This window comes from Amycolatopsis sp. (assembly GCF_025464955.1).
Lineage (GTDB): Bacteria > Actinomycetota > Actinomycetes > Mycobacteriales > Pseudonocardiaceae > Amycolatopsis.
In genome coordinates this window covers 95,113-101,285 of record NZ_JAODNM010000140.1, presented here as the reverse complement: position 1 = coordinate 101,285, position 6,173 = coordinate 95,113, and the positions used below count along the sequence as shown (strand labels likewise).

The 6,173-nt window shown below is 66.5% G+C and carries 5 protein-coding genes; 3 read left to right on the top strand and 2 right to left on the bottom strand.

The annotated features are described in order from the left end of the window. Window positions 1-491 precede the first annotated feature (491 nt). From JWQ81_RS36725 to JWQ81_RS36715, 3 genes are all read left to right on the top strand, one after another. The gene (locus tag JWQ81_RS36725) at window positions 492-1,301 is read left to right on the top strand and encodes a nitroreductase/quinone reductase family protein (protein ID WP_297548975.1); all 810 of its coding nucleotides are present in this window, start codon (window positions 492-494) and stop codon (window positions 1,299-1,301) included. A 98-nt stretch (window positions 1,302-1,399) separates the two neighbouring features. After that, window positions 1,400-2,272 (top strand): hypothetical protein, encoded by an 873-nt coding sequence (locus JWQ81_RS36720; protein WP_297548961.1) that lies wholly within the window; start codon window positions 1,400-1,402, stop codon window positions 2,270-2,272. A gap of 9 nt (window positions 2,273-2,281) precedes the next feature. Then, a complete protein-coding gene (locus JWQ81_RS36715) occupies window positions 2,282-2,422 on the top strand; it encodes a hypothetical protein (protein ID WP_297548959.1) in 141 nt (46 codons plus the stop codon). 485 nt (window positions 2,423-2,907) lie between these two features. Here the strand turns inward: JWQ81_RS36715 and JWQ81_RS36710 are convergent, their stop codons facing one another. Both JWQ81_RS36710 and JWQ81_RS36705 read right to left on the bottom strand, forming a co-directional pair. Continuing rightward, complete coding sequence (locus JWQ81_RS36710; RefSeq protein WP_297548957.1) at window positions 2,908-4,482, bottom strand: succinic semialdehyde dehydrogenase; 1,575 nt, start codon at window positions 4,480-4,482, stop codon at window positions 2,908-2,910. 13 nt (window positions 4,483-4,495) lie between these two features. After that, window positions 4,496-6,124 (bottom strand): GMC family oxidoreductase N-terminal domain-containing protein, encoded by a 1,629-nt coding sequence (locus tag JWQ81_RS36705; protein ID WP_297548955.1) that lies wholly within the window; start codon window positions 6,122-6,124, stop codon window positions 4,496-4,498. Window positions 6,125-6,173 lie beyond the last annotated feature (49 nt).

Sequence of the window (6,173 nt, the reverse complement as noted above, 5' to 3'; positions counted from 1 at the left end):
CTGCACATTATCGCCCTCGACCAGCGAGGACATGCTCGTGCGGGTCATCTCAGTCGATCCGTATCTCGCCCTGCATCAGGCCGGGTTGCTGTGAACCAGTGGACTCAACTCACCCTGACACGCAGGGCAACGCCGAAGTCCTCTTCCCCCGTGTCGCCGGAGTGTGAGCGACGCTGCCTTGCGGTCGTGGTGGCGAGGGTGTTAATCTTCGTGTGCGCCCCAGATGGGCCTATGCACGGAGGTTACGGCTTTTCTTAGCCACCACAGAGAACGGCATTGTTCCGAGTCTCTCGCGTAGGGCATCGTCTTGGGGTTTTTTGGCGTCCTTATGTAGTGCGCGTGTTCAGTGGTGTCTCGTGGTCTGCCTCCGATCTGTTCTAGTGATCTGGAAAGGACTATGTGAACGAGAATTTTGACATCGCCGGGTTCCAACGAGGACTCATCACCGAGTTTCGGGACAACGGTGGAAAACTGAGTGGGATGTTCGAGGGCTGGCGGTTGGTCCTGTTGAACACCGTGGGGGCCGGAGTGGGCAACACCGGACCAGTCTGCTGGGATACCTGGAAATCGGCGGAAAAGGCATCGTCGTCGCGTCCGCGATGGGGGCCGCGAACCATCCGGCGTGGTACCACAATATTCGGAAGAACCCGATGGTGACCGTCGAGACCGGCGCCGAAACCTACGAGGCGATCGCGGGCATTCCACAGGGGCAGGAGCGCGACGGACTGTTCTCCCAAGTGCTCGACGAGGCTCCTGGATTCGCCGAACACCAGGCCAAAACGACCCGGGAGATCCCGGTGGTGGTGCTGCATCGGGTCGGTTCGGAGCTTGATCGAGTCAAGGGAATGGGGGACTGGCTGGTCGAGGTGCACGACTGGCTGCGCGAGGAGCTCGCTGAACTCCGTCGTCAGGCGGACAAGGTCGTCGACGGCACCGCCGGTTCGATTGAACGGACGCCGCCCGACCTGGGGCAGGAGATGCGCGTGCACTGCCTGAACTTCTGCGGGGCGTTGAAGCGGCACCACACGGGGGAGGACATGGCGACCTTCCCGATGCTGGCGCGGCAGTTCCCCGCGCTCGCTCCGGCGCTGGCGAAACTGGGTGCGGAACACGTGGTGGTGGCGCGACTCCAGACGGAGATCCAGCAGCTCGTCGACGGTTATGTCCCGGGTGAAAGCGATCCTGTCCGGCTGCGTGACGAACTCGACCGACTGGCGTCCGAGCTGGAGACCCATTTCGCGTACGAGGAGCAGACGGTCGTCACGGCGCTCAACGCCACTGCGCCGGCTCCGGTCTTCTGACGCAGGCCGTTGTGCGTCGTCTCCGCTCCCTCGGCGGGCCTGTGCTAAAAATGTACCATAAAGTACATTAATGCAGGGTCCAACCGAGGGAGCCGACGATGTTCACCTATGAACCCACCGAAGCCGACAAGACGGCCGCGCCCGTGTCCTATTCCGGCGAAGATCGTTACCTGGGCTACCGCGAGGCGGACCTGGCTAAGCCGTACGCCAAGTACTTCCGCGAGGACACCCTCCCGGTCCAATCGCACGTGCCCGAGGTGCTGCTCGCCGGGATGGCGCCGACGGAGTACGGCTACGACCTCGCGGACGCGGCGCGGATCATGTCGCGGCCCGGGTATCACAAGATGGAAACCGGCTGGACCACAGTGGACAGCGGGGTGGTCGCGGTTTCGGTGCTTACCGACATGCCCGGGGTCACCGGGCAGATGTGGGACTGGTGGTTCGGCTGGCACGCCGGCGAGTCCAGCCGGTACAAGCTGTGGCACCCGGACGCGCACCAGTACAGCGCGGCGGCCGAGCGTCGGAGCGGCGACCGCACGTTGACCGACCGTCAGCGCTACGTCGGCAACGTGTCCTATGTGGATGAGTACGTCGGCGGGAAGATGAACCCGCTGGCCATCCGGTTCGTCGACCCGACACGGCTTGGCTTCGAGGCGTCGAAGCCGGGTGAAACCGTCATCGCCGCCCGCGTCGGCCTGAGCGTGGCGCCGGTCGCCTTCGGCTGGATCGTCCACCAGGTCCGTGCCACCAGTGGCGGCGCGGAGATGCGCAGCAGGTTCTTCCTCAACCACCTGCAGCACCTCGACCTGCCGGCCACGTCCGTCGCCACTCCTCCCGCGGGCCGTGCGCCACTGGGCGAGCCGGACATGGAAGCCCTCGGCGCCGGCCTGCTCTACCATTGCGCCGCCGAGATGAACCACCTCGCGTCGTTCCTCCCGGCCCTGTACGAGGAGTTCAACGGCACGCCATAGAGGAGTCAGATGGCCGAATCCCGCTTCACCGTGCGGGTGAATGGCCGCACGACCGATTCGGACCGGGGCGTCAGCACAACGGGCACGACAGGACAGGCCCTGCAGAACCGCTTCACGAGCACCCGGCCGCCCCGGTCCTCGCTGCAGTAGCCAGCACCCACGACCATCGCAGACCCACGGATAGAGCAGGACAGGCCCTTTTGTGGCTCTTCGGTCGTATGTAAGGGTGCTGGTTGCTGTGGACTGGCTGCGTTTACCGCAGCAAGGGCCGGGTCGTGTCGGTGTACGGCGAATGCCGGTGTCCGAAGCTGAACGTGGGACTCGTCGATCTGAACGTGGGACTCGCACAGCGCGTCGGCGAGTCCCACACTCCGGCTCGGCGAGTCCCACGTTCACGCCGACGAGTCCCACAGTCACTGACAGCCGACCACACCCGCTGAGCTCAAGAACCTCACCCGGCACCCACTGAGGCGTCGCGGACCCACACATACGACACAAGAGCCACAAAAGTGCCCTCCTTGCACACGCGCGTAACCCGCGCACGCAAAGGCCGCAACTCGACGGCGAGTTGCGATCGTTGCGGACGCTAAGTACCGCAACTCGACGGCGAGTTGCGATGGTCGGCGGGACGGCGGCTATCGGATGTGCAACTTCCGCATGATCTTCAGTCCGGAGAGCATGCCCTTGACGTACTTTTCATGATCTTGACCTGGCCGGGGGCCCATGACCTGCCTCTTGAGCACGGCCATGTTCTGCACGTCGGTGTACTTGAGCAGGCCCTGGTCGCCGTGACGTGCGCCGACGCCGGAGCTCTTGACACCGCCGGACGGCGTTCCCTTGGCGGCGTAGGCGGTGGCGAGGATGTCGTTGATGTTGACGTTGCCGGATTCGAGGCGCGCGGCCACGGCGCGCGCGGCGTGGACGTCGCCACTCCAGACCGAGGCGTTGAGGCCGTAGTCGGTGTCATTGGCGAGCGCGACGGCTTCCTCGACGGTGCGGTACTTGTGCAGCGCGACAACGGGTCCGAAGGTTTCGGTGACGCCGCAGAGCATGTCTTTCGTGACGCCCTCGAGAATCGTCGGCTCGAAGAACGCCGGGCCCAGATCGGGCCGGGGCTTGCCCCCACAGAGCACGGTGGCGCCCTTGGCGACGGCGTCCTCGACATGCGACTTCACGCGGCGCATCTGGTCGACGGAGACGAGCGAACCCATGTCGGGGCCGAAGTCGTAGGCGGCGCGGACGTCGAGCGCCTCGGCCTTGGCCACGAAAGCGTTCTTGAACTCGTCGTAGCTGGACTCCGGTAGGTACATGCGCTCGATGTGCATGCAGATCTGGCCAGTGTTGCCGAACGCGCCGAAGATCGCGCCCCGCACGGCCGCTTCCAGGTCGGCGTCGGAGAGCACGATCATCGGGTTCTTGCCGCCGAGCTCGAGGCAGCAGCCGATGAGGTTCCGGCCCGCCCGCTCGCCGATCATCCGGCCGGTGGCCGTGGAGCCGGTGAACATCACGTAGTCGGCGCGGTCGATGAGCGTGGGACCGACGTCCGGGCCCTCGCCGCACACCACCTGGAACACGCCCTCCGGCAGGCCGGCCTCTTCCAGCAGTTGAACGCCGTAGAGCGGTGAGAGCGCTGTCTTGTTGTCGGGCTTGAGCACGACCGCGTTGCCGGCCATCAGCGCCGGCACAGCGTCGGAGATGCCGGTGGCGAACGGGAAGTTCCAGGGCGCGATAATGCCGACGACGCCCTTGGGCTGCCGGATCTCGGTCGACGTCGTCAGCAGCGGCACCGGCCCGCCGCGCCTGACCGGCGCCAGCAACTTGGCGGCCCGCTTCAGATAATGGCTCATCACCATCGGCGGGTCGCAGGTCTCCTCGATCGCCATCCGCCGGTTTTTGCCGCTCTCGACCTGGATGAGGTCGGCGACGGTCCGCGCGTTGTCGAGGAAGATCGCATGCGCCCGCTTGAACACCGCCAGCCGCTGTTTGAGCGGGGTGGCGGCCCATTTCCGCTGCGCCTCGCGCGCGATGGCGAACGCCTGCTCGATGTCGGCCGGCGTCGACTGCGGCAGCTCGACGAGCGTCTCGCCGGTGTAGACCTCGGCGAGCTTCCAGGTCGCGCCGGACGAACCCGGCACCCTGGCGACGAGTCGCCGCAGGAGCGCATCGGTCGTCGACGCGGGACGGGTGAGCTCGAGCGGGGTGAGGGTCATGGTCGTCTTCCGGTTACTTGCCTGAGAGAACGAGTTGCGCGCCCATCTCGCCGATCATGATGCAGGGCGCGTTGGTGTTGCCGCCGGTGATCGACGGCATGATCGAGGCGTCGCACACCCGCAGTCCCTCGACGCCGCGAACCCTGAGATCGGGGCCGACGACCGCGAGCTCGTCGATTCCCATCCGGCAGGTGCCGACGCCGTGGTAGACCGACGTCGCGCGATTCAGGATCGCGTCGCGCAGGCCCTGGCCTCGCAGCTCCTTGCCCGGGTGGATCTCCTCCTTGACCGTGCCGTTGAACGCCTTTGAAGCGAAGATCTCGCGCACCATCTCAGAGCCCTCGCCGAGCACCTCGAGGTCGGCCGGGTCGGCCAGGTACTGGAAGTCGATCAATGGCGCAGTGCCCGGGTCGGCCGAGGCGAGCCGCAACGTGCCGCGGCTCTTCGGATAGATCAGCGTCGCCAGCGCGGTGAGCGCGGTGCGCTTGTCGACGTCGTGCCGGATCGGCGCGTCCTGGTTGGGCGACACGTACGCCCACGGCAGGAGGTGCAGCTGGAGGTCGGGGACCGCGCCGGCTTGGGACGTCTTGAGGAACGCGACCGCCTCGAAGACCGAGTTCGCCAGGAAGGTGGTGCCGGGCCGGATCAGCTCCTTGACCAGTCCGCGCGCGAAGTAGGACGCCGCGCCCTTGTTCCTGCTCGACGACACGTGGAAGGTCAGCGCGTGGAACATGTGGTCGTGCAGGTTGTCGCCGACCGGCAGGTCCGCGAGGACGTCGATGCCGTGCTCCTTGAGGTGCTCGGCGTGGCCGACGCCGGAAAGCATCAGCAGCTGCGCGGATCCGACGAACCCGGCCGAAAGGATGACCTCCTTGCCGGCGCGGACGGTGCGGTGGGTGCCGTCGGTGTCGACGACCTCGACGCCGACGGCGCGACCGTTGTCGATGACGACTTTCTTCGCCAGCACCCCGGACTGCAGTTGAAGCGTCGGCGGCGCGAGATGGTGGAGGTAGCCGCGGGAAGCGCTGTAGCGCAGGCCGTCGGCGGCGTTCTGCTGCATCCGGCTGACACCCTCTTGAGACTCGGCGTTGTAGTCGTCGAGGATCTTGCAGCCGAGTGTGTCGGCGGTGGCTTGGAGGAACTGCAGCGACCCCTGTTCCGGGTCCTTGTTGCGGGTGACCCGGATCGGTCCGCCCGCGCCCCGGAAGGCGTCCTCCCCGTCCTCGAAGTCCTCCAACCGCTTGTACGCGGCGTTCACGCTGTCGGCGTCCCAACCCACGTTGCCTTCGGCGGCCCAGGAGTCGAAGTTGGCGCGGTTGCCGCGGACGTAGACCATGCCGTTGATGGAACTGGAGCCGCCGACCACCTTGCCGCGCGGCACTGGCAGCCTGCGGTCGAGGAGGTGCTTCTGCGGCACCGAGTAGTAGCCCCAGTCGAAGGGCTTCTTGAGCTGGGGCACCGCGTGCATGGGGCCGCTCAGCCCCGGCTTCTTGACGATCAGCTTCTCGTCGGTTCCGCCGGCCTCGAGCACGATCACGCTCGCGCCCGACTCCGCCAGCCGGCCCGCGACCGCTGCCCCGGAGCTGCCCGACCCGACGACCACGTAGTCGGCCTCGTCGCTGCGCGGCGCCATTTTCGCCATGTCCGCTCCTCGCTCCGGCTCGCCACCCGAAACTGTAACCTGTTCTAGT